Source organism: Ramlibacter sp., assembly GCF_036383835.1.
Classification (GTDB): domain Bacteria; phylum Pseudomonadota; class Gammaproteobacteria; order Burkholderiales; family Burkholderiaceae_C; genus Ramlibacter.
Window position 1 is genome coordinate 1 of record NZ_DASVNN010000139.1, and the last position, 21,520, is coordinate 21,520.

Genomic DNA, 21,520 nt, shown 5'->3' on the forward strand with positions numbered 1-21,520 from the left:
GGATCCCGGCGCCGCCACGCGAAGAACTCCGCTGGAGTTTGCCCGCGCGCGGGCAAACTCCAGACTCGAACAGCTTCGCGAGCCAGAAACGTACGCACGGCTCGATTCGCGCTGAGCGCTCTCGTAGCCGTGCTGCGGCGCCGGGATCCGACTTTCAGGCGCTCGCCCCTTGATGCGGGCCCACACCACGCACCGCCTGCCGCGACGTTCAGAGCTCTGCTTGATCGACCAGGTGGGATCCCTGTAGGGTGGGCAAGCTTTGCTTGCCCACCATGACGGTCCACGGGGAAACGGTGGGCAAGCGAGCTTGCCCACCCTACGCCAGGCCCCATGGCGGTGACGATAGCAACGGATCGATGCGCCACCGCCCTGCCCTGCTGCCAGCCCCCGTGCGGGCGGGGGCTGGCAGCCGGCGCGATGCCCAAAAGCGGGAAACGGCGCGATAGCGCCGCTTCAAATGCAGGAAGCCCTGGGCCCCCGCCTGCGCGGGGGTGACGTCAGCGGCCCGCCGTCTGCTGCGCGCCGTAATCCTGCCGCTTCAGCGCCACGTACGTCGCCCGATCCATCTCGCGCAACTGGCGCGGATAGCGCTCGGTGCCGCTGAACCAGTGGTTGATGCGCTTGTCCATGCGCTGGGCCGAAGGTTCGTCCATGGTGTCGAGGTAGGCGTCGATCGCGAGGTAATAGCGCATCGCATTGCGCTCCACCGCGCCGCGCAGGCCGTTGGTGGTGAAGCCCACCTTGTTGGCACCCGCCGTGGCCAGGTACGCCTGCATGGCGAACTTGCCGCTGCCGCCGTAACCGTAGGCGTAGCGCATGTGCATGAAGGTCTTGCCGTTCTCCAGCGGCACCGCCTCGGCGCTGATGCGGTAGTCGCGCGTGCCGAAGGGGCCTTGTCCGGCATTCAGGCGGCTCTCCAGGTAGTCGGCGCCGGCCGCCATGTTCTGGAAATTGAAGCTGATCGGGTACGCCTGGTCCGCGGGCTGGTCCGGCTTGCGGGCGATGCGCATCGCCAGCTGGTTGCCGCTGGCCTGGCAGGCCTTGGTGTTGAAGGGCAGCAGCATGATGTCGCACCACGCGTCCGGATCCTGCAGCGCGCGCTTGACCTTTTCGTAGGGATGGTCCAGCACGGCATAGACGTCGCCCTGCAGCGCGTTGTGGCCCTCGGCCGAATCGATCACCATCTGGCGGCCGAAGGTGTTGTTGCGCAGCTGGTCGGCCAGCTCCGCGTGGCGGGCGCGCAGCGCGCCCGCGTCGGCATGGGCCTGCAGCGCGCCGAAGGCGAGCAGGCAGGCGGCTGCCGCGCTGGTGAGGGAGCGGGCGAATCGGACGGTCGTCATGCGTGGTTCCTGTCGGGATCGGCTTCCTCGCTGACCGTGGAAGCCTCGGGTTGGACGGAGGTTTCGGACTCGTCTTCCAGGAAGGCCTGGACGTCCAGCTGGATGCCGCCCATGAACAGCGAGTGCGGCGCCACCTCGTACAGATAGCGGCCCTTCGGACTGAGCACGAGCCGCATGCGCAGCCTGGGATCGCTCACGCCCTCCCACGCCCGGATCAGCCGTGCGCGCACCAGGTTGTCCGGGCACTGCAGCGACTTGAGCTTGTGGTAGTTGGAGGAGAGGCCGATCGCGTCCAGGTACCAGGGCGACTGCTTGTTGCGCGCCAGCAGGTTGGCCGAGAGGTCGATCTCGAGCGTGAGCAGGTTGCCCTCCGCCTCCAGCAGCAGGTTGCGGCCCAGCAGGCCGCCGTTGGACTCGCCGTACTTGTACGTGAGGTGGAGGTGGGATGGCGTCTTGCGCAACGAATATTTCATGGGTGGCACCCGTCGGGCACCAGAGTGAGGCACGCGGCCCGGCGAGCGTGTAGGACGTTCTTGTGTTCCCCTGTGCGTGCGCTCAGCCACGCAAGGAATTCGGCCTCGCGCCCGACGTTTCCTACACGCGTCGTCGGCGTCCGTCGCACGGGCCGGATGGGCCACCGTCCCAAGATGGTGGACAGACCTTTCACCCCCTACAGACAAGGAGCAAGCAATGGCTGCTGAAGAACGCGAAGAACGTGACCTGAATCGAGACCCCATCACCGACGAACCCGGCTCGCATCCCATCGGCACGGCCGTGGGCGCGACTGGCGGGGCCGTCGCGGGCGCGGCGGCTGGCTCGATCGCCGGGCCGGTGGGCGCCGCGGTGGGCGGTGTCGTCGGTGCCGTGGTCGGCGGTCTCGCCGGCAAGGCCGCGGGCGAAGCGGTGAACCCGACGGCCGAGGAAGCCTTCTGGCGCGACAACTACAACCGCGAACCGTACTACGAGCAGGGACGCAGCTACGACGACTACGCCCCGGCCTACCGCCTCGGCCTGTCGGGCCGCCAGCGCTCCCAGGATCCCTGGACCTCGGTCGAGCCGCGCCTGGCTTCCGAATGGGACACGTCCCGCGACACCTCCACGCTGGAGTGGGATCGCGCCCGGCCGGCCTCGCAGGCGGCCTGGACCCGTGCCGACGAGCAGTACCGCGACTTCAACAACCGGAACGCAGGTTACGCGAACTCGGGCGCGGCCATGGGCACCGCCGGCGCGGTCGGCGCGATGCAGCAGGCAGGCAACGACGACGGTGACCGCGGCGACGTGCTGGACGTGCTGCGCGACCTGGTCGAATGCTGCAAGGACGGCGAGTACGGATTCCGCGAGTGCGCCGAACAGGCCAGGCGCGAGGACCTGCGCTCGACCTTCCTGCAGCGCGCCGACGATTGCCGCCGCGGCGCCCAGGAACTGAACCAGCTGATCCGCGAATGCGGCGGCACGCCGGAGGACGGCGGCAGCGCGATGGGCGCGATGCACCGCGGCTGGGTGTCGATCAAGTCCAAGCTGACCACCTACGACGACAAGGCGGTGCTGGAGGAAGCCGAGCGCGGCGAGGACAACGCCAAGGCGCGCTACACCAAGGCCCTGCAGAAGAACCTGCCGTCGACCGCGCGCACGGTGGTCGAGCGCCAGATGCAGGGCGTGCAGCGCAACCACGACCAGGTGAAGATGCTGCGCGACCAGTTCCGCGCAGGTGCCTGATGGTTGAGCGTTGAGCGTCGAGCGTTGAGCGTGGTTTCGACTTACGCTCAACTCTGAACGCCCAACGCCCAACGCTGCCATGGCAGACAAGAACGCCCTCAAGACCTACCGCGACAAGCGCAATTTCGACGCCACGCCGGAACCGGCGGAAGGCGGCGAGGCGAACGAGGACGCACGCAGTTTCGTGGTGCAGAAGCACTGGGCCACGCGGCTGCACTACGACTTCCGGCTGGAGCTGGAAGGCACCATGAAGAGCTGGGCCGTCCCCAAGGGCCCCAGCTACGACCCCAACGACAAGCGCATGGCGATGCCCACCGAGGACCATCCCATCGCGTACAACAGGTTCGAAGGCACCATCCCGGCCGGCAACTACGGCGCGGGCAAGGTGATCATCTGGGACAAGGGCACCTGGATCCCGCTGGAGGATCCGCGCAAGGGCTGGCGCGAAGGCAAGCTGAAGTTCGAACTGCGCGGGCACAAGCTGCACGGCCACTGGGCCCTGGTGCGCATGAAGGGCCGCGGCGACCGCGGCAAGGATCCCTGGCTGTTGATCAAGGAGCGCGACGACTTCGCGCGTTCCGCCGCCGAATACAGCCTGGTCGACGAGATGCCGGACAGCGTGCAGAAGCTGGCCGACCGGCCGAAAGCGGGTGCCGCGCCGGGCGCGAAAGCGGCGGCCCGGCCCGCGGCCGCTCCGACCTCGGGCCCGCCCGAAGGCGCCGTCCGTGCCGCATTGCCGAAGACCCTGCAACCCGAACTGGCCGTGCTGGTGGACGAAGCACCGCGCGACCCCGGGCAATGGATCTTCGAGATCAAGTTCGACGGCTATCGCATGCTGGCCCGCGTCGAATCCGGCCGCATCGAGCTGGTCACCCGCAACGGCAACGACTGGACGTCGCGGCTGCCCGGGCTCGTGAAGGCGATGCAGGCGATGGACTTGCCGGACGGCTGGTACGACGGCGAGATCATCATGCCGGGCGAAGACGTGCCCGCGGACTTCCAGGCGCTGCAGGGCGCGTTCGACAGCCACCGCACCGAACGGATCGTCTACTACCTGTTCGACCTGCCCTACTGCGCCGGCCACGACCTGCGCGAGGTGCCGCTGCTGCAGCGGCGCGAGGTGCTGCAGCGCATCGTCGAGCGCAAGCCGCATTCGAACGTGCGCTTCAGCGCGGTGTTCGACGTGCCGGCGCAGCAGATGCTCGATTCGGCCTGCCGCCTCGGGCTGGAAGGCGTGATCGCCAAGCGGCGCGACTCGGCCTACGTGTGCCGCCGCTCCAGCGACTGGATCAAGCTCAAGTGCAAGCTGCGGCAGGAATTCGTGATCGGCGGCTGGACCGATCCCAAGGGCGCGCGCACCGGCATCGGCTCCCTGCTGCTCGGCGTGCATGGCGACGACGGCAAGCTGCACTACGCCGGCAATGTCGGCACCGGCTTCAGCGAAGCCACGCTGAAGGACCTGCGCGCGCGGCTGGACAGGATCGCGCAGGAGCGTGCGCCCTTCCAGGCCGGCAGCGGCATCCCGCGCGCGGCGCACTGGGTGAAGCCCGAGCTGGTGTGCGAGGTGTCGTTCGGCGAATGGACGCGCGACGGCAAGATCCGCCATTCGGTGTTCCACGGCCTGCGCAGCGACAAGCCGCCGCAAGCGATCGGCGTCGAGGAAGCGGTGCATGAACCGCCGGCGGACCAGCCGGCGCGCAAGCCGCGCCCGGCCGCGGCGAAGAAATCGGCAGCTCCCGCGCCCGCGCCGGATGCGTCCGCTGCCGCCGCCAGCACGCTGCCGCCCGGCCTTCGCATCAGCAATCCGGACCGCGTGGTCGATCCGCAAAGCGGCGTGACCAAGATCGAGCTGGTGCGCTACTACGCGCTGGTGTCGCCCTTCATGATGCCGCACCTGGAGGATCGCCCGATCGCGATGGTGCGGGCCCCGGACGGCATCGAAGGCCAGCTGTTCTTCCAGAAGCACCTGGACCGCTACAAGATGAACGGCGTGGTGCCGCTGGAGCCGGACATCTTTCCCGGCCACCCGCCGATGGTGAAGATCGCGCAGCCCGAAGGCATCCTGTCCGCGGCGCAGATGAACGTGGTCGAGATCCACACGTGGAACGGCGTGGTGCGCACCATCGCCAAGCCGGACCGCATGACCTTCGACATCGACCCCGGCGAGGGCGTCGCCTGGGCGCAGATCCAGGAGGCCGCGACGCTGGTGCGCACCATGCTCGACGAACTGAACCTGCCCTGTTTCCTCAAGACCAGCGGCGGCAAGGGCCTGCACCTCGTGGTGCCGCTGAAAAAGCAGTTCGACTGGGACACGGTGAAGGACTTCTCGCAGGCCGTGGTGCAGCACCTCGCGCGCACCCTGCCGGACCGCTTCGTCGCCAAGAGCGGCGCGAAGAACCGGGTGGGCCGCATCTTCATCGACTACCTGCGCAACGGCTACGGTGCGACCACCGTGTGTGCCTGGTCGGCCCGCGCGCGGCCCGGACTCGGCATCTCGGTGCCGGTGCGCTGGGACGAGTTGCAGGACCTCAAGGGCGGCGCGCACTGGACGGTGCGGACGGTGCACACGCGCCTGGACCAGGGCAACGCGCCCTGGGACGATTACGAGACGAGCCGGGCGGCGCTCGCCGCGCCGATGAAGAAGCTGGGTTTCGAACCGCGCGGCTGACCTACGCTGCGCGCGGACGCTCCGCCATCCACGGCAGCCGCAACTCGATGCGCTCGCCCTCGCGCATCAGCTCCACGCCGTCGGCCGCGGCCAGCGCCTCGAGATCCGACCAGGCGAGCTTGCGGTAGTTCGCCTCGCCGCCGAAACCCTTCTCGCCGTCGGTGAAGCGCACGTTCACCGTGATGCGCGCGGCATCGGCTTCGGCAACACAGGACAGCTCGAGGTCCGACGGCGGGGTGGCGTGGTCCGTGCAATGGATCAGCACGCCGGACAGCAGGTTGCGGATGCCCGAGCGTTTCACCAGCCCCGGGATGGGCGTCACGTTGTTGCGCAGCGCGTAGCCGCGGAAGCTGAGGCTCGTCGCCAGCAGCGTGGTGCACTCGCGCACGGCCTCCTCGACCGGCACGGACACGGTGTCGTCGGCCGCGAGCCAGCTCACGACGTCGAGGCAGGAATTCAGGGCGGCGCGGGCGAAACCGTTGATCTTGCTGGCGCTGTCGTGCACGTGCGCGAGGTCGGGAGCCGGCTGCCGCAGCCGGCGCTCCATCACCTCGTAGATCATGCCGATCGGCTGCAGGTTGACCACCAGGTGGTGCCGCATCGAGGGTGCGAGCCGGCGCAACAAGGCGTAACGCGCGGCCTCCGCATCGGCGGGAGGGAAGTTCGTGCTCGACAACGAGCCTGGTGCAGCCGACATGCGGCCAGCGTATTTCAGCGGCCGAGCGGTGTCAAACGAAGAACGCGCGATCCGCTGGGCAAGACGCCGGTCTTCGCCGCGGGATGACCGCATTCATATGATGGCCATCATATTGCGCGTATCCTTCGCTTCCCCGCACCGGAGCTTTGCATGGACGCCGCCCCCAGCCGCAAGCAACTGACCCACGACCGCATCGTCGACACGGCCGCGCGCGCCCTGCGCAGCACCGGCTTCCACGGCATCGGCGTCGCCGACATCATGAAGAAGGCGGGCCTCACGCACGGCGGCTTCTATGCGCACTTCGCGTCGCGCGACGCGCTGCTGGCCGAGGCGCTCGAGCATGCCGGCGAAGACAGCCGCGCGCGACTGCACAAGTCCATGGCCGCCGGCGAGTCGAAGGGGCACAGCCGCTTGCGCGCGCTGGTGGACAACTACCTCTCCGATCGCCATCTCGCCTCGCCCGAAAGCGGCTGCCCGGTGGCCGCTCTCGCCTCCGAGATGCCGCGGCAGGCCGACGCGGTGCGCGATGCCGCGGCAGCCCGCGTGCGCTCCCTCATCGCCCTCGTGGAGTCGGTGCTCCCCGCGGACGCACCGGCCGGCACCGCGGCGATCGTCGCGTCGCAACTGGTCGGCTCGCTGCAGGTCGCCCGCATGCTGGGCGACAACGCGCAGGGCCGCCGGCACCTTGCCGCCGCGCGGCAATTCCTGCTCGAACGCTTCGAATCCCCCCGGCCCGCCGGCCGGTGACACGGCGCGCGCCGCCCAGCGCGCTTTTCCACGGCCGCAAATATGACGGCCGTCATATTCACCAGGAACCCCCCATGCAACTCGCCCAAGCCACCGTCCTGATCACCGGCGCCAACCGCGGCATCGGCCTTGCCTTCGCCCGCGAAGCCCTCGCCCGCGGCGCGCGCCGGGTCTATGCGGCCGCGCGCGATCCCGCCAGCGTCAGCCTGCCCGGCGTCTACCCCATCGCGCTGGACGTCACCGATCCCGAGCAGGTGGCGCGGGCGGCACGCGACTGCGGCGACGTCGACGTGCTGATCAACAACGCCGGCATCGCGGCCACCGGCGGTTTCCTCGACGACCCGACGCTGGAGACCACGCGCCGGCAGTTCGAGACGAATTTCTTCGGCATGCTGCGCATGGCGCAGGCCTTCGGCCCCGTGCTCGCGCGCAACGGCGGTGGCGCCATGCTCAACGTGCTGTCGATCGCGAGCTGGATCAACCGCCCGCTGCTGGGAACCTACGGCGCGAGCAAGTCGGCGGCCTGGGCCCTGACGAACGGCCTGCGGCACGAGCTGCGCGCGCAAGGCACGCAGGTCTCGGCCCTGCACATGGGCTTCGTCGACACCGACCTCACGCGCGGCATCGAGATGCCGAAGTCGACGCCGGAAGCGATCGTGCGCGCTGCGCTCGACGGCCTCGAAGCCGGCGTGCTGGAGATCCTCGCCGACGAAGCCACGCGCCAGGTCAGGCAGTCGCTGGCCTCCGATTCCCCCGCGTACCTGGCGCCGCTGTGAGCACCGCCGCCCTGGCCGCATCCGCCGCCACGCAGCGCATGCTGAGCGGCCCCGTGCTGCCCACGCTGCTACGGCTGGCCACGCCCAACATCGTGGGCCTGTTCGCCAACACCGTCGTCATCGGTTTCGACGGCTACATCGTGGGCCGGCTCGGCGCCGATGCGCTCGCCGGCGTCGCGGTGGTGCTGCCGCTGGCGATGCTGATGCTGCAGATGTCGGCGGGCGGACTCGGCGGCAGCACCACGGCGGTCGTTGCACGGGCGCTCGGCGCCGGCGATGCGCAGCGCGCGACGCGGCTCGCGCGCCACGCGGTTCTGATCGGGCTCGCCGCCTCGCTACTGTTCACGCTGCTCGCCACGCGCCCGGCGCTGTACGAGGCGCTCGGCGCGCGCGGCGACGTGCTCGCGCATGCCACGGCCTATGCGGGCGTGTTGTTCACGGGTGCCGCCGCGGTCTGGACCGTCAACGCGCTCGCCGGCGTCGCGCGCGGCGCCGGGCACATGGGCGCCGCAGCGGCGGCATTGGTCGGTACGACGGCCATGCACCTGCTGCTGTGCCCGCTGCTCGTGTTCGGCGCGGGCCCGATCCCGCCGCTGGGCGTGGCAGGCGCGGCGACCAGCACCGTCTTGTGCAACGCGGTGTCCGCCATCGCGCTCCTGGCCTGGCTGTCGCGGCGCGACCGTCCGGTGCGCCTGCTCGGCGCGCGCTGGCAGCTGCAGCGCGAGTCCTTCCGCGGCATCCTGCAGCTGGCCCTGCCCTCCTCGATCAATCCGATCCTGAGCAACGGGTCGATCGCGCTGGCCACCGCCTATGTCGGCGTGTTCGGCACCCTCGCGGTCGCGGGTTACGGCATCGCGGCGCGGCTGGAGTACATCCTCGTTCCGATCGCGTTCGGCGTCGGCAGCGCCCTCACCGCGATGGTCGCCACCAACATGGGCGCTCGGCAAGCGGTGCGCGCCAAGCGCGTGACCTGGGCCGGCGCTGGTCTGGTGTGGGCCATCACGGGCGTGATCGGCCTCGCCGCGGCACTCGTCCCGCAGCTCTGGATGGCGCTGTTCACGGCCGACCCGGCGGTGCAGGCGGCGGGGAGCACCTACCTGCGCATCGTCGGCGGCTGCTACGGTTTCTTCGGACTGGGACTGGCGCTCTTCTTCGCCTCGCAAGGCGCGGGCCGGCTCGCGTGGCCGCTGGTAGCCAGCTCCTTGCGGCTGGCGGTGGTCGCGGTCGGCGGCTGGTTCGCGGTGCACGTGGCCGGCGCGCCGCCCGAAGCGCTCTATGCGGTGGTGGCCCTGAGCCTCTCCGCCCTGGGACTCACCCTGGGAGCGGCGACGCACCTGGCCGACTGGGCCGAGGCGCCGCCGCCGCGCGTCAGCTGATGAAGCGCACCTGCTGGTTGATCCGCTCGAGGATCGGCTTCTTCTTCTCGTTGAAGACCGCCTTGTTCTCCTCGATCAGGTTGCGGCCCTTGGTATCGATCGAGATGATCAGCGGGCCGAACTCCTTGACGCGGTTCACCCACAGCGTCTCGGGCATGCCGAGGTCCGTCCACTCCGCCGCCTCGATCTTCTCGACCTTGGTGGCGGCCAGCACGGCGCAGCCGCCCGGGAAGATCGCGTGGACGGCCTTGTTCTCGACGCAGCCTGCCTGCGTGTCGGCGCCCATGCCGCCCTTGCCGACGATCAGCTTCACGCCGGTGCGCGCGATGAACTCCTTCTCGAACTTCTCCATGCGCATGCTGGTGGTCGGGCCGATGGAGACCATCTCGTACTCGCCGTTCTCCTTCTGCCGCACGATCGGGCCGGCGTGGAAGATCGCGCCGCCCTTGAGGTCGACCGGCAGCTCGCGGCCCAGTTCGATCAGGCGGCGGTGCGCGACGTCGCGGCAGGTCACCAGGGTGCCGGTGAGGTAAACGACGTCGCCGGCGTTCAGCGACTCCAGGTCCTCGTCCTTGATCGGGGTGGTCAGGATCTTCTTCACAGCTTGAATCCCTTGTGGGAGATGACTTCCCACGACATGTCGGCGTTGATCTGGATGCGGCCGCGGCGGTGCGCCCAGCAGCCGGTGGACACCGCCACGCCGATGGTGGACGGGTGGCGCGCGGACGATTCGATGTTCACGCCCATCACGCTGGACTTGCCGGTCAGGCCCTGCGGGCCCAGGCCCAGTTCGTTGAGGCCGTCGGCCAGCAATTCCTCCATCAGCGCCGCCTTGTCGTTCTTGTTGCGCGAGGTGACGGGACGCAGGATGGCCTTCTTCGACAGGCGCGCCGCGGTCTCGGCGGACGTCGACACGCCCACGCCGACCAGCAGCGGCGGGCAGGCATTGACGCCGCGCGACGTGATCACGTCGAACACGAACTCCGCCACGCCTTCGTAGCCCTGCCCGGGCATCAGCACCGTCGCCTTGCCCGGCAGGGTGCAGCCGCCGCCGGCCATGTAGACGTCGACCGTCACGCTGTCGCTGCCCGGGACGATCTCCCAGTCGAGCCAGGGAATCTTCGAGCCGGTGTTGGTGCCGGTGTTCTTCTCGTCGAAGGTCTCCACCGCGTTGTGGCGCAGCGGACCTTCCTTGGTGGCGCCGGCCGTGGCGCCCTGCAGGATCTCCTCCAGCTCGCCCAGCAGCGGGAAGTTGGCGCCCGCGGTCAGGAAGTACTGGATCACGCCGGTGTCCTGGCAGCTCGGGCGATCCAGCTTGTCGGCGGCTTCCTGATTCTCCCGCATCGATTCGTAGACTTCCTTGGCGAGGAAGTTCACTTCCTGCTCGCGCAGCTCGCCCAGTTTCTGGGTGACGTCCACCGGCAGGCGCTTGCCGATGTACGAAGTGAACTTCGACATCAGGCGGGTCAGGTCGGCGACCGCGGCTTCGCGGTCCAGCTCGGCTACTTGCTGCATTCGATTACTCCAGGGTGACCTTGCCGGCCTTCACCAGCTCGGCGAACTTCGCGGTTTCCTCGCGGATCTGCCTGGCCATCTCTTCGGGCTTGTTGCCCACGGGTTCGGCGCCGATGTCCGCCATCTGCTTGCGGAATTCGGGGCTGTTGATGATCTTCACGATCTCGGTGTTCAGGCGCGTGACCACCGGCTTTGGCGTGGAGACCGGGGCCAGCAGACCGAACCAGGTGCCGATGGCGAGGTTGGGCACGCCCGCTTCCTGCAGCGTGGGCACGTTGGGCAATGCCGCGGAGCGCTTGGCCGTGGTCACGGCCAGCGGCTTGAGCTTGCCTTCCTTGATGAAGGGCAGCACCGGCGTGATCGTGTCGAAGGACATGCTCACCTGGCCGCCCAGCAGGTCGGTCGTGAGCGGCGCGCTGCCCTTGTACGGCACGTGCAGCAGCTTCGCTCCGGTGGCGAGCTGGAACTGCGTGCCGATCATGTGCTGCGCGGTGCCGTTGCCGTTGGAGCCGTAGGCGAAGCTCTCCTGCTTCGCCTTGGCGGCCGCGACCAGGTCCTTCACGGTCGCGAACGGCGCGGTGGCGTTCACCACCAGCACGTTGGGCACCATGGCCACGGTGGTGACCGGCGCGAAGTCCTTCTCGAAGCTGTACGACAGGTTCTTGTAGACGCTGGTCGCGACGGTGTGGTGCACCGCGCCCATCAGCAGCGTGTGGCCGCCGTCGTTCACCTTGGCGACCTGCGCGGCGCCGAGCGTCGCGCCCGCGCCGGGCTTGTTGTCGACGATCACCGTCTGGCCGATGGCGGCCGACAGCTTGGTGGAGATCGCGCGGGCCAGGACGTCGGTGGTGCCGCCGGCCGGGAACGGGACGACGATGGTGACCGTCCTGGCGGGCCAGGCCTGCGCGCAAGCGCCGCCGGCCAGGACGGTGAGTGCCGCGGCGGCGGCGATGCGTTTCACGGGGAAGTGCACGGGATGTCTCCTCGGTGGATGGGGCGCGCGTCGCACGCCATGGACCGCACTGTAGGAGCCTGGGGTTTCAACAGACGTTCGAGAAATCAAGGCGGCCTTTCCCTGGATTCAACAATCCCAAGCCACAATCGCGGCCATGGGCAAGGCCATCCAAGCCGCGGACCTCGGCTTCTTCTCCACGCTGGTCCAGTGCGGCAGCCTCACGGCGGCCGCGCGCGAACTGGGCATCACGACGCCCGCGGTCAGCAAGCGGCTGACGCAGATCGAGGCGCGTCTCGGCACCGCCCTCGTGACCCGCACCACGCGGCGCATGGGGCTGACGCCCGAGGGCGAGGTCTACCTCGAGAACGCCCGCAAGATCCTGGGCGAGATCGAGGACATGGAGCACCAGCTGGTGGGCCTGAAGCAGGCGCCGCAGGGCTCGCTGCGGGTGAACGCCACGCTCGGCTTCGGCCGCAGCCACATCGCGCCGCTGATCTCGCAGTTCGTGCGCAAGCACCCGAAGGTGGACGTGCAGCTGCAACTGTCGGTCAATCCGCCGCCGCTCACGGACGACGCGTACGACGTGTGCTTCCGCTTCGGCCATCCGCCCGACTCGCGCGGCATCGCCCGCTTCATCGCGTCCAACCGGCGGATCGTGGTGGCCTCGCCCGGCTACCTGAAAAAGCACGGCACGCCGTCGGCGCCGCGCGAGCTCGCCCGGCACAACTGCATCGGCATTCGCCAGGGCGACGAGGCCTACGGCACCTGGCGCTTCACGCCGTCACGCGGCAGCCGCAACGGCTCGGACCACGCCGAAACCGTGAAGATCCGCGGCAACCTCACCACCAACGACGGCGGCATCGCGGTGAACTGGGCGCTGGAGGGCCACGGCGTGCTGCTGCGGGCGGAGTGGGACGTGCAGCGCTACCTGGCGAGCGGACGGCTGGTGCAGGTGCTCACCGGCTACAGCAGCCCGGATGCGGACATCTACGCGGTGTATTCGCAGCAGCACCGGTCTTCGGTGCGGGTGAAGGCGCTGGTGGATTTCGTGGCGGCTTCGTTGAGCTCGTAGCTCGTAGTTTCGTAGGGTGGGCAAGCTCCGCTTGCCCACCGTTTCGTCGCGTGTCCATGGTGGGCAAGCAAAGCTTGCCCACCCTACGGGTCGTCGTCACGCCATGCCGCTGCTGTATAAGCGTGGCCGATGACCGACCGCCTCCTGGATCTCGCCAACACACCCTGGGCTGCTCCGATCGTGCGCGCCCTGCGCCTGCCGCGGCCGCGCGTGCTGGCGCGCCGCACCGCTCCGCGGTCGCCGCAGGAATTTGCCGGACGCGAAGTGCAGGTGCTGGAAGGCCTGGGCGGATTCGCCGCGGCGAGCTGCAGCGAAGGGCTGGCGTCGCAAGGCGCGGGCTTGTCGGGAAAAGGCTCGCTCCACGCGGTGGTCGTCGACGCCACCGGCTGCACGACGGCGGACTCGCTGGCCTGGCTGCACGCACAGGTCCCCTCCGCTGTCGGACGGCTCGCCGACAGTGGTCGCGTGCTGCTGCTCGCCAATGGGGATGCGCAAGGACCTGAGGCGGCAGCGTGCGCTCGCGCGATCGAGGGCTTCACGCGCTCGCTCGCGAAGGAGGCCGGACGGCGCGGTGGGACCGCGAACTGCATCTACCTGGCGCCATCCGCCCTCCCTGCGCTCGCGGGCCCGCTCGGATTCTTCTGCAGCGACCGATCCGCCTACGTGTCGGGCCAGGCCTTGCGCCTGCGCGAGGCGCAAGCCGCCCCGGCACTCGCCTTGCAAGGCCGCACCGCCGTCGTCACCGGGGCAACGGGCGGCATCGGTATCGTCACCGCGGAACGGCTGGCCGCCGACGGCATGTTCGTGGTGTGCGTGGACGTCCCGGCCACGGCCGCGGCGCTCGACGCCCTGGCCCGGCGCATCGGCGGCAGCGCGCTGCCTCTCGACATCACGGCGAGCGACGCGGGGCGGCAGATCGCGGAAGCCGTTTCGCCGCGCGGCGGCGTCGACGTCCTCGTGCACAACGCCGGCATCACGCGCGACCGCACGCTCGCGCGCATGACGCGGGCCGAATGGGACAGCGTGCTGGCCGTCAACTTCCGTGCGGTGCTGGCGATCGATCGCGCGCTCGACGAAGCCAACGCCCTGCGCCCGGATGCGCGCGAGATCTGCCTGGCGTCGATCAGCGGGATTGCGGGCAATGCCGGCCAGACCAACTACGCCGCGTCGAAAGCCGCACTGATCGGCTACGCCGAAGAACGCGCGCGGGAGCTCGCGGATCGCGGCATCACGGTGAACGCGGTGGCGCCCGGGTTCATCGAAACCGCGATGACCGACCGCATTCCCTTCATGGTTCGCGAGGTGGGCCGCCGCCTGAACGCGCTGATGCAGGGCGGGCAGCCGGCGGACGTGGCCGAAGCCATCGCCTTCCTCGCGCGTGCGGACGCGCAGGGGATCAGCGGACAGACCCTGCGCGTCTGCGGCCAGTCCTTCCTGGGGGCCTGAAGCGTCAGTGCAACGCGGGTGCCGGACCCGCGAAGCCCGGCTCCGGCGGCAATCCCAGCTTGCGCCGCAGCGAATCCTGGTATTCCCAGTCGGCCGCGCAGTCGCCGTCGCAGAACAGGCGCTCTTCGAGGTCGTCGGTGTTGCCGCAGTTGTGGCAGCAGCCCACCGGCCGCAGGACGGCGGAACGGGTGCGCTGCGCGGCGAGAGCGTGCGTCAGGTGGCGCTGCTCGGAATCGAATGCGAGGTCTGCTTCGTCGGCCATGGTGCTTCCGCGGTTCGGGTCGACGACGTGCGACCCCTTCACTGCACCGCATTCTTGGACCCGGCACAGCGCCGCGGATGTTCGGCGGGCCGATACGGCTGTAGGACGCCCGCTACCTCTGCCGCCAGCCCGGACGCATGCCGCCGGTTTACTTGCCGGCGGTCCGCAATCCGAGCAGCACCACCCACCCCAGCGCCAGCAGCAGCGACACCGCCTTCCAGAAAGCCACCGGATTGCGTTCGGCCAGCGCCAGCCGGCGCCGCGGCTGCAACTCGGGGTCGGCCCGGTGCAGCGCATAGGCGAATTCGGCGACGTCGCCGTAGCGCTTGTGCGGTAGCGGCTGCAGCGCCTTGTGCAGCGCGGCGTCGACCCAGGCCGGCACGTCCGGCCGCAGCGGCGCCAGCGACTGGCAACGCAGGCCGCGCTGGTCCGCCGCGCTGCGGCACTGCGCCACCGCCGCGCCGTAGGGCAGCCGGCCGGACAGCATCTGGTAGGCGATCACGGCCAGCGAGAACAGGTCGGAGCGAGCATCGCCGCCGGTCCCAAGGAAGTATTCGGGCGCCATGTATTGCGCCGTGCCGGGCAGCGGGTTGCGGTCCGCCGCCTCCATCTCCGCGATGCCGGCCACGCGCACCGCACCGAAGTCGATGATGCGCGCGGTGCCCGTGGCGTCGATCATCACGTTGTCGGGGCGCAGATCCTGGTGCAGCATCTCCAGCCGATGCAGCGCGCGCAGGCCGCGCGCGACCTGGTCGACGATGGCGCGCACGGTGGCCAGGTCGGGCCGCGGATGGTCCACCATCCACTGCGTGAGCGTGCGGCCTTCCACGTATTCGAGCACGACGTAGAGGAAGTTGCGCCGGCGGCTGGGCGCCGGGGCCCTCAGCACGTGCGGGCTGTCGACGCGGCGGGCGGCCCACTCCTCGAGCAGGAAGCGCTCGCGGTAGGCCGGGTCGCCGCTCAGGTCGATCGACGGCGTCTTCAGCACCACGGTCTCGCCGCTGTCTTCATCGACGGCGAGGTAGACGTGGCTGCGGCTGCTCGCGTGCAGTTCGCGGACGATGCGGAAGCCGTCGAACACCATGCGCGGCGCCAGCAGGGGCGGCAGCGGCAGCTCCGCCGCCATGCGGGCGACTTCGCCGATCTCCGGCGCCGGCAATTCGTCGATCCGCAGCACCTGCACGGTGACGTTGTCCTCGCTGCCGCACTGGAGCGCCTCGTCGGCGATGGCGCGCGCGGCCGCGTCCAGGTCGTCGGGGTGCCGGCGCAGCATCTCGAGCATCGCGGCTTCCGTCACGTGGGCATGCACGCCGTCGGTGGCAAGCAGGAAGACGTCGCCGCGTTCGAGCGGCAGCGCGCGGTAGTCGATCTCCAGCTGCGCGCCGATGCCCAGCGCGCGGCCCAGGTAGCTCTGGCCACCGCCGGCGTAGACGCGGTGGTCCTGCGTCAGCTGCTCCAGCGCATGGCCCTGCACCTGCCAGACGCGTGCATCGCCGACGTGGAACAGGTGCGCGGTGCGCGACTTGAGCACCAGCGCGCTGAGCGTGCAGGCCCAGCCGCGGTCGCGGTCGTAGCGGCCCTGGCCGCTGCGCGTCTGCGCGAACAGCCAGGAGTTGGCGGCGACGAGCACCCGCTCCACCGAGGTCTTGACGGACCAGGCTTCGGACGTGCAGTAGTAGTCGTCGAGGAAGCTGCGCACGGCCGCCGCGCTGGCCAGGTGGCCGGCATCGCTGCTGCTGATGCCGTCGGCCAGCGCGATGGCCACGCCCTTGGCGGCGCGCTGCGGCCCGCGTGGGACGCACAGGCCGTGGAAGTCCTGGTTGGCCGGCTTGCGCCCCGCGTCGGAGTACTGGCCGGCCGAGACCTGCAGCAACTCAGGCGGCGGCGCGCTTGGGCGCCGTCTTCAGGTGCGTGGCGTAGAGCGTCAGGCCGGTGAAGGACAGGCCGCCCACCAGGTTGCCCAGCACGGTGGGGATCTCGTTCCACAGCAGGTAGTCCACCAGCGTGAAGTGCGCGCCCAGCAGCAGGCCCGAGGGGAACAGGAACATGTTGACGATCGAGTGCTCGAAGGTCATGTAGAAGAACACCATGATGGGCATCCACATGGCCAGCACCTTGCCGCCCACGGTGGTGGAAATCATCGCCCCGACGACGCCGGTAGAGACCATCCAGTTGCACAGCATGCCGCGCACGAACAGCGTCAGCATGCCGGCCGCGCCGTAGTGCGCGTAGCCCAGCGTGCGGCTCTCGCCGATGACGCCGATCGCCTTGCCCACCGCGTTGGGCTCGACGGAAAAGCCGAAGGTGGTGGTGATGGCCATGGCCAGGGCGACCGTGAAGGCGCCGCCGAAGTTGCCGACGAACACCAGGCCCCAGTTGCGCAGCACGCCCTTGACGGTGACGCCCGGGCGCTTGTCGATCAGCGCCAGGGGCGTGAGCACGAACACGCCGGTGAGCAGGTCGAAGCCCAGCAGGTACAGGATGCAGAAGCCGACGGGGAACAGCACGGCCCCCAGCAGCGGCTGTCCGGTGTTCACGTTGATGGTGACGGCGAACCACGCGGCGAGGCACAGGATGGCGCCGGCCATGTAGGCGCGCACCAGCGTGTCGCGGGTGGACATGAAGATCTTGGATTCGCCGGCGTCGACCATCTTGGTGACGAATTCGGAAGGGACGAGGTAGGCCACGGAAAGCTCCTGTTGTAGTGTTGGTTTTGCTCCTTCCCCCTCCGGGGGAAGGCCGGGATGGGGGCGCTGGGGCGCTAGACAGCCACGAGAACGGTTCGGTCTTCGACCTTCACCGGATAGGCGGCAACGGAGTGCTCCGGCGCCTCCAGGCATTCGCCGCTGCGCAGGTCGAAGTGGTGCTTGTAGATGGGAGAGGCGACCACGATGCGCTCGCCCAGGTTGCCCACGAGCCCGCGCGACAGCACGCTGGCCTGCACGTTGGGGTCGACGTTGTCGATCGCGAACAGGCCTTCTTCGACGTCCAGGACGTGGAAGATGGCGACGTGCCGGTCTTCCACGAGCGCGCAGACGCCGGTGTTCGGCACGATGTCGTCCACGGAACAGACGGGCTTCCAGTTCTTCGCTTGCATGGCGGTTCTCCTCAGGCGGGTTGGGCTTCGCGTTCTTCCGGCGAGGCGGGGCGGATCTGCCCGCGCTCCTGCACGAAGACGACGTTGGGGTCGGCGCGGTCGCTGTTGACGAATTGGCGGAAGCGCTTGCGCGTTTCCGGGTTCGTCACGGCTTCCTTCCATTCGCAGGCGTAGGTGTCCACCACGTGCTGCATGTCCGCCTCGAGTTCGGCGGCCAGGCCCAGCTTGTCGCGCACCACCACGTCCTTCAGGTAATCGAGGCCGCCTTCCAGGTTGTCGCGCCACACGCTGGTGCGCTGCAGCCGGTCGGCAGTGCGGATGTAGAACATCAGGAAGCGGTCGATGTACTTCACCAGGTCCTGCTTGCCCAGGTCGGACGCGAGCAGTTCCGCGTGGCGGGGCTTCATGCCGCCGTTGCCGCACACGTAGAGGTTCCAGCCCTTCTCGGTGGCGATGACGCCGACGTCCTTGCCCTGGGCTTCGGCGCACTCGCGGGTGCAGCCGGAGACGCCGAACTTGATCTTGTGCGGCGCCCGCAGGCCCTTGTAGCGGTTCTCCAGTTCGATCGCGAGGCCGACGCTGTCGTCGACGCCGTAGCGGCACCAGGTCGAACCGACGCAGGACTTCACCGTGCGCAGCGACTTGCCGTAGGCATGGCCGGATTCGAAGCCGGCGGCGATCAGTTCCTCCCAGATCGCGGGCAGCTGGTCGACGCGGGCGCCGAACAGGTCGACGCGCTGGCCGCCCGTGATCTTGGTGTACAGGCCGTACTTCTTCGCGACCTGGGCGACGGCCATCAGGCCGTCGGGCGTGACTTCGCCGCCCGGCATGCGGGGCACCACGGAATAGGTGCCGTCCTTCTGGATGTTGCCGAGGAAGTAGTCGTTGGAATCCTGCAGGCTGGCGAGCTTCGGGTCCAGGATGAAATCGTTGAACACCGAGGCGAAGATGCTGGCGGCCACCGGCTTGCAGATGTCGCAGCCGAGGCCGTGGCCGTGGCGCCCGAGCAGTTCCGCGAAGCTGCGGATCTTCTCCACCTTCACCAGGTGGAACAGCTCCTGGCGCGAGTAGCGGAAGTGCTCGCACAGGTGGTTGTTCACCGCCAGGCCCTGCTTCTTCATCTCGGCCTTCATGATCTGCGTGACCAGCGGCACGCAGCCGCCGCAGGCCGTGCCCGCCTTGGTGCAGGCCTTGAGCTCGCCGATCGTGGTGGCGCCGTCGCGCACGGCGCCGCACAGGCGGCCCTTGGACACGTCGTTGCAGGAGCAGATCTGCGCCGCATCGGGCAGCGCGTCGGGCCCGAGCGCCGGCTTCGCGTTGCCGTCGGCTTGCGGCAGGATCAGGAACTCGGGCGCTTCCGGCAGCGGGATGCCATTGAGCATCATCTGCAGCAGCGTGCCGTACTCCGCGGCGTCGCCCACCATCACGGCGCCCAGCAGTTTCTTGCCGCAGTCGGAGACGACGATCTTCTTGTAGACCTGCTTGCGCTCGTCGCTGAACTGGTAGGCGCGGCTGCCGGCGGTGGCGCCCTGCGCGTCGCCGATGCTGGCCACGTCCACGCCCATCAGCTTCAGCTTGGTGCTCATGTCGGCGCCGGCGAAGCGGGCCGGCGCACCGGCGAGGTGCTGCGCCACCACGCGCGCCATGTCGTAGCCGGGCGCCACCAGGCCGTAGACCATGCCGTCGAAGGCAGCGCACTCGCCGATGGCGTAGATGTGTTCGTCGCTGGTGCGGCAATGCTCGTCGATCGCCACTCCGCCGCGCGCGCCGAGCGCGAGGCCGGCGGCGCGCGCCAGCTCGTCGCGCGGACGGATGCCGGCGGAGAACACCAGCATGTCGGTCTCCAGCTGGCTGCCGTCGGCGAACACCAGGCGGTGGCGCGCCTGCTCGCCGCCGACGATCTGCTGCGTGTTCCTGCCCGTGTGCACCTGCACCCCGAGCTCCTCGATCTTGCGGCGGAGCATGCGGCCGCCGGCTTCGTCGACCTGCAGCGCCATCAGGCGCGGCGCGAACTCCACGACGTGCGTGGCCAGGCCCATGTCGCGCAGGGCCTTGGCGCACTCCAGTCCGAGCAGGCCGCCGCCGATCACGACGCCGCTCTTCGATCGGGCGCCGCATTCCTGCATCGCCTCCAGGTCCTCGATGGTGCGATAGACGAAGCAGTCGGCGCGCTCGCGGCCGGGCACCGGCGGCACGAAGGGATAGGAGCCGGTGGCCAGCACCAGCTTGTCGTACGGCAAGACCTCGCCGGTGCTGGCGGTGACGGTGCGGGCGGCGCGGTCGATGGCCGTGGCGCGGGCGTCGAGCTTCAGCGCGAAGCCGGAGGCGTCGAAGAAGCCGGGCGCGACCAGCGAGAGGTCGTCCGCGCTGCGGCCGCTGAAGAAATCGGACAGGTGCACGCGGTCGTAGGCCGGGCGCGGCTCCTCGCACAGCACCGTGACCTGCGTGCCGGCCAGTGCCGAGTCATTCAGGCTTTCGAGGAACTTGTGGCCGACCATGCCGTGGCCGATGACGACGATCTTCACGCGAGGGAATCCTTGAACTGGGTGGATCGGGCACGGCCGGTACGGGACGCGGCGTGCCCGACCGGGAGGCCTCCATGCACGACGCTGTGCTGGTCGGCGCACGTCGGCGTGCGCCGGGAGGCCTGGAGAGGGCGCGCCCTTGGGGCGCGCGTCAGGTGACTCCATCAACGCAAGCACCGTGCCAGGCCATTGGCACCGCGATGGAGCAGGGCCTGAAGACCGGATGCACACTGGCAGTGCGGTCCGGCTTCCGCTGAAAGCCAATTGAAAGCGCCGCGCCGCTAAGGTGCATGCCACCTGCCGGTACACCGGCTTCCAGGACCGCCATGAACCAGACGAGACGAACCTTCCTCCGCGCCGCCGGCGCTTCCGCCTTCGCCGGCCAGCTGGCGCTGCCCGCCTTCGCGCAGGCCTGGCCGTCCAAGCCGATCCGCTTCGTGGTGCCGTTCGCGCCCGGGGGCAGCTCGGAGATCATCGCGCGCTCGTCGGCCGTGGAGATGGCCAGGACGCTCGGCCAGAACGTGTTCGTCGACAACAAGCCGGGCGCCTCCGGCAACATCGCGATGGCCGAAGTGGCGCGCGCCGACGACCAGCACACGATCATCCTGGGCCACATCGGCACGCTGGCGGTGAATCCCTACATGTACGACAAGCTGCCGTACGACGCCAACAAGGACTTCAAGCCGGTGAGCCTGCTGGCCAAGGTGCCCAGCCTCTACGTGGTGAACCCGAACGTGCCCGCGAAGAACCTCAAGGAGTTCATCGCGCTGGTGAAGGCCAAGCCCGGCTCCATGAACTACGGTTCCGCCGGCAACGGCAGCGCGGGCCACCTGGCGATGGAATACCTGAAGATGACGGCCAACATCTTCATCACGCACATCCCCTACAAGGGCACGGGCCCGCAGCTCACCGACCTGCTCGCCGGGCGCCTCGATGCGGCGGCGGTCGGCGCATCGGCCATCATCCAGCACATCAAGGCGGGCAAGCTGCGCTGCATCGCCACGGGCTCCGCCCAGCGCCTGCCGCAACTGCCCGACGTGCCGACGGTGGCGGAGCAAGGCTTCCCCGGCTTCGAGATGACGCAGTGGTACGGCATCCTCGCTCCGTCCACCATGGCGCAGGCCAACATCGACCGCCTCGCCGCCGATGCGCAGAAGGCGATGAGGTCGCAGGGCGCGCTCGAGCGCCTGAACCAGGACGCGGCGCAATCGGTCGGCGGAACCCCCGCGCAGTTCGCTCAATTCATCGCGCAGGAGCAGAAGCGCTGGAAGCAGGTGGTCGATCGGGCGAAAATCAAGGCCGAGTGATCGGTTGCGCCCAAGGGGGGC

The 21,520-nt window shown here is 69.4% G+C and carries 19 protein-coding genes; 8 read left to right on the forward strand and 11 right to left on the reverse strand.

Annotated elements, in window-relative coordinates:
• Positions 1 to 497: 497 nt before the first annotated feature.
• Both VF522_RS21490 and VF522_RS21495 read right to left on the reverse strand, forming a co-directional pair.
• Positions 498 to 1,340, reverse strand: coding sequence for a hypothetical protein (locus VF522_RS21490; RefSeq protein WP_330910363.1), 843 nt, complete (start codon positions 1,338 to 1,340; stop codon positions 498 to 500).
• On the reverse strand, positions 1,337 to 1,813 hold the full coding sequence (locus tag VF522_RS21495) for a hypothetical protein (RefSeq protein ID WP_330910364.1): 477 nt from the start codon (positions 1,811 to 1,813) through the stop codon (positions 1,337 to 1,339). Before VF522_RS21495 ends, VF522_RS21490 begins: the two co-directional genes overlap by 4 nt.
• Positions 1,814 to 2,030: 217 nt before the next feature.
• On the opposite strand from VF522_RS21495, the gene VF522_RS21500 reads away from it, so the two are divergent.
• Together VF522_RS21500 and ligD are read left to right on the forward strand one after the other, a co-directional pair.
• Positions 2,031 to 3,056, forward strand: coding sequence for a PA2169 family four-helix-bundle protein (locus VF522_RS21500; protein WP_330910365.1), 1,026 nt, complete (start codon positions 2,031 to 2,033; stop codon positions 3,054 to 3,056).
• 79 nt (positions 3,057 to 3,135) lie between these two features.
• Positions 3,136 to 5,724, forward strand: coding sequence for a DNA ligase D (ligD, locus tag VF522_RS21505; RefSeq protein ID WP_330910366.1), 2,589 nt, complete (start codon positions 3,136 to 3,138; stop codon positions 5,722 to 5,724).
• A gap of 1 nt (position 5,725) precedes the next feature.
• On the opposite strand, the gene VF522_RS21510 is transcribed toward ligD, so the two are convergent.
• Positions 5,726 to 6,421, reverse strand: coding sequence for a hypothetical protein (locus VF522_RS21510; RefSeq protein ID WP_330910367.1), 696 nt, complete (start codon positions 6,419 to 6,421; stop codon positions 5,726 to 5,728).
• Between the two features lie 150 nt (positions 6,422 to 6,571).
• On the opposite strand from VF522_RS21510, the gene VF522_RS21515 reads away from it, so the two are divergent.
• From VF522_RS21515 to VF522_RS21525, 3 genes are all read left to right on the forward strand, one after another.
• A complete protein-coding gene (locus tag VF522_RS21515) occupies positions 6,572 to 7,168 on the forward strand; it encodes a TetR/AcrR family transcriptional regulator (protein WP_330910368.1) in 597 nt (198 codons plus the stop codon).
• Between the two features lie 74 nt (positions 7,169 to 7,242).
• A complete protein-coding gene (locus tag VF522_RS21520; protein ID WP_330910369.1) occupies positions 7,243 to 7,944 on the forward strand; it encodes an SDR family oxidoreductase in 702 nt (233 codons plus the stop codon).
• Positions 7,941 to 9,320 (forward strand): MATE family efflux transporter, encoded by a 1,380-nt coding sequence (locus VF522_RS21525; RefSeq protein WP_330910370.1) that lies wholly within the window; start codon positions 7,941 to 7,943, stop codon positions 9,318 to 9,320. Before VF522_RS21520 ends, VF522_RS21525 begins: the two co-directional genes overlap by 4 nt.
• Here the strand turns inward: VF522_RS21525 and ttdB are convergent.
• Genes ttdB through VF522_RS21540 form a run of 3 tightly spaced genes read right to left on the reverse strand, consistent with a single transcriptional unit; the run spans position 9,313 to position 11,808 of the window.
• The gene (gene ttdB, locus VF522_RS21530) at positions 9,313 to 9,921 is read right to left on the reverse strand and encodes a L(+)-tartrate dehydratase subunit beta (protein WP_330910371.1); all 609 of its coding nucleotides are present in this window, start codon (positions 9,919 to 9,921) and stop codon (positions 9,313 to 9,315) included. The genes VF522_RS21525 and ttdB overlap by 8 nt on opposite strands.
• Positions 9,918 to 10,835 (reverse strand): L(+)-tartrate dehydratase subunit alpha, encoded by a 918-nt coding sequence (gene ttdA / locus VF522_RS21535; protein WP_414709572.1) that lies wholly within the window; start codon positions 10,833 to 10,835, stop codon positions 9,918 to 9,920. Before ttdA ends, ttdB begins: the two co-directional genes overlap by 4 nt.
• Before the next feature lie 4 nt (positions 10,836 to 10,839).
• Entirely contained in the window at positions 10,840 to 11,808 is a 969-nt protein-coding gene (locus VF522_RS21540; protein WP_330910372.1) for a tripartite tricarboxylate transporter substrate binding protein, read from the reverse strand.
• Positions 11,809 to 11,944: 136 nt separating this feature from the next.
• Here VF522_RS21540 and VF522_RS21545 point away from each other — a divergent pair, with 136 nt between their 5' ends.
• Entirely contained in the window at positions 11,945 to 12,862 is a 918-nt protein-coding gene (locus VF522_RS21545; RefSeq protein WP_330910373.1) for a LysR family transcriptional regulator, read from the forward strand.
• Positions 12,863 to 12,991: 129 nt separating this feature from the next.
• Positions 12,992 to 14,308 (forward strand): 3-oxoacyl-ACP reductase, encoded by a 1,317-nt coding sequence (locus tag VF522_RS21550; RefSeq protein WP_330910374.1) that lies wholly within the window; start codon positions 12,992 to 12,994, stop codon positions 14,306 to 14,308.
• A gap of 4 nt (positions 14,309 to 14,312) precedes the next feature.
• Here the strand turns inward: VF522_RS21550 and VF522_RS21555 are convergent, their stop codons facing one another.
• The 5 genes from VF522_RS21555 to nirB form a co-directional block, all read right to left on the reverse strand.
• Positions 14,313 to 14,570, reverse strand: a complete 258-nt coding sequence (locus VF522_RS21555) for a hypothetical protein (protein WP_330910376.1) — start codon at positions 14,568 to 14,570, stop codon at positions 14,313 to 14,315.
• Positions 14,571 to 14,718: 148 nt separating this feature from the next.
• Positions 14,719 to 16,443, reverse strand: coding sequence for a protein kinase domain-containing protein (locus VF522_RS21560; protein ID WP_330910377.1), 1,725 nt, complete (start codon positions 16,441 to 16,443; stop codon positions 14,719 to 14,721).
• A 1-nt stretch (position 16,444) separates the two neighbouring features.
• Positions 16,445 to 17,257: a formate/nitrite transporter family protein gene (locus VF522_RS21565; protein WP_330910378.1), complete on the reverse strand. Its 813-nt coding sequence runs from the start codon at positions 17,255 to 17,257 to the stop codon at positions 16,445 to 16,447.
• 74 nt (positions 17,258 to 17,331) lie between these two features.
• Positions 17,332 to 17,667 (reverse strand): nitrite reductase small subunit NirD, encoded by a 336-nt coding sequence (gene nirD, locus VF522_RS21570; protein WP_330910379.1) that lies wholly within the window; start codon positions 17,665 to 17,667, stop codon positions 17,332 to 17,334.
• Positions 17,668 to 17,678: 11 nt separating this feature from the next.
• Positions 17,679 to 20,192, reverse strand: a complete 2,514-nt coding sequence (gene nirB / locus VF522_RS21575; RefSeq protein WP_330910380.1) for a nitrite reductase large subunit NirB — start codon at positions 20,190 to 20,192, stop codon at positions 17,679 to 17,681.
• Between the two features lie 326 nt (positions 20,193 to 20,518).
• On the opposite strand from nirB, the gene VF522_RS21580 reads away from it, so the two are divergent.
• Positions 20,519 to 21,499 carry a tripartite tricarboxylate transporter substrate binding protein gene (locus VF522_RS21580; RefSeq protein WP_330910381.1) on the forward strand — a complete coding sequence of 327 codons (981 nt, stop codon included), beginning with the start codon at positions 20,519 to 20,521 and terminating at the stop codon, positions 21,497 to 21,499.
• Positions 21,500 to 21,520: the final 21 nt, after the last annotated feature.

Bases quoted from the DNA above. Each gene is read 5' to 3' on its own strand.
- VF522_RS21520 (WP_330910369.1), top strand. From the start codon at position 7,243: ATGCAACTCGCCCAAGCCACCGTCCTGATCACCGGCGCCAACCGCGGC.
- VF522_RS21550 (WP_330910374.1), top strand. From the start codon at position 12,992: ATGACCGACCGCCTCCTGGATCTCGCCAACACACCCTGGGCTGCTCCG.
- VF522_RS21500 (WP_330910365.1), top strand. From the start codon at position 2,031: ATGGCTGCTGAAGAACGCGAAGAACGTGACCTGAATCGAGACCCCATC.
- VF522_RS21580 (WP_330910381.1), top strand. From the start codon at position 20,519: ATGAACCAGACGAGACGAACCTTCCTCCGCGCCGCCGGCGCTTCCGCC.
- VF522_RS21490 (WP_330910363.1), bottom strand. From the start codon at position 1,340: ATGACGACCGTCCGATTCGCCCGCTCCCTCACCAGCGCGGCAGCCGCC.
- VF522_RS21510 (WP_330910367.1), bottom strand. From the start codon at position 6,421: ATGTCGGCTGCACCAGGCTCGTTGTCGAGCACGAACTTCCCTCCCGCC.
- ligD (WP_330910366.1), top strand. From the start codon at position 3,136: ATGGCAGACAAGAACGCCCTCAAGACCTACCGCGACAAGCGCAATTTC.
- VF522_RS21515 (WP_330910368.1), top strand. From the start codon at position 6,572: ATGGACGCCGCCCCCAGCCGCAAGCAACTGACCCACGACCGCATCGTC.
- VF522_RS21495 (WP_330910364.1), bottom strand. From the start codon at position 1,813: ATGAAATATTCGTTGCGCAAGACGCCATCCCACCTCCACCTCACGTAC.
- ttdA (WP_414709572.1), bottom strand. From the start codon at position 10,835: ATGCAGCAAGTAGCCGAGCTGGACCGCGAAGCCGCGGTCGCCGACCTG.
- VF522_RS21545 (WP_330910373.1), top strand. From the start codon at position 11,945: ATGGGCAAGGCCATCCAAGCCGCGGACCTCGGCTTCTTCTCCACGCTG.
- nirD (WP_330910379.1), bottom strand. From the start codon at position 17,667: ATGCAAGCGAAGAACTGGAAGCCCGTCTGTTCCGTGGACGACATCGTG.
- VF522_RS21555 (WP_330910376.1), bottom strand. From the start codon at position 14,570: ATGGCCGACGAAGCAGACCTCGCATTCGATTCCGAGCAGCGCCACCTG.